We start from the raw sequence: 560 nt of genomic DNA, 5'->3' as shown, positions 1-560 counted from the left end.
CAAAATGACCCCGCGCATAGCCGAGACAGCAAAAGCGCTGTGGTACATCTATTTAAGCCTGACAATCGCTTGTGCGGTTGCTTTTTGGCTCGCGGGCATGACGCCGTTTGATGCCATCAGCCACAGCTTCTCTACCATTGCGATTGGTGGCTTCTCAACTCACGATGCCAGCATGGGTTACTTCGACAGTTACGCGATTAACCTGATTACCGTGGTGTTCTTGCTGATCTCTGCTTGTAACTTCACTCTGCACTTTGCGGCATTTGCCTCTGGTGGGGTTCATCCTAAGTATTATTGGAAAGACCCAGAGTTCCGCGCATTCATCTTTATTCAGGTGTTACTGTTTTTGGTTTGCTTCTTACTACTATTGAAGCACCACTCTTACACATCACCTTATGATGCGTTTGACCAAGCATTGTTCCAAACTGTCTCCATCTCGACAACCGCAGGTTTCACCACAACCGGTTTTGCAGATTGGCCATTGTTTTTGCCAGTGCTGTTACTGTTCTCCTCTTTTATAGGAGGATGCGCAGGTTCGACTGGTGGTGGTATGAAAGTGA

The 560-nt window shown here is 47.7% G+C and carries 1 protein-coding gene; it reads left to right on the top strand.

All coding sequences use genetic code 11. The annotated features are described in order from the left end of the window. Window positions 1–560 (top strand): potassium transporter TrkG (locus tag R7044_RS27225; RefSeq protein WP_318141754.1); only part of this gene is annotated, 560 nt, incomplete at both ends.

Source organism: Vibrio sp. 1402 (genome assembly GCF_033340275.1).
Note: the sequence above shows the minus strand (reverse complement) of the source record. Positions and strands in the feature narration are given on the sequence as shown.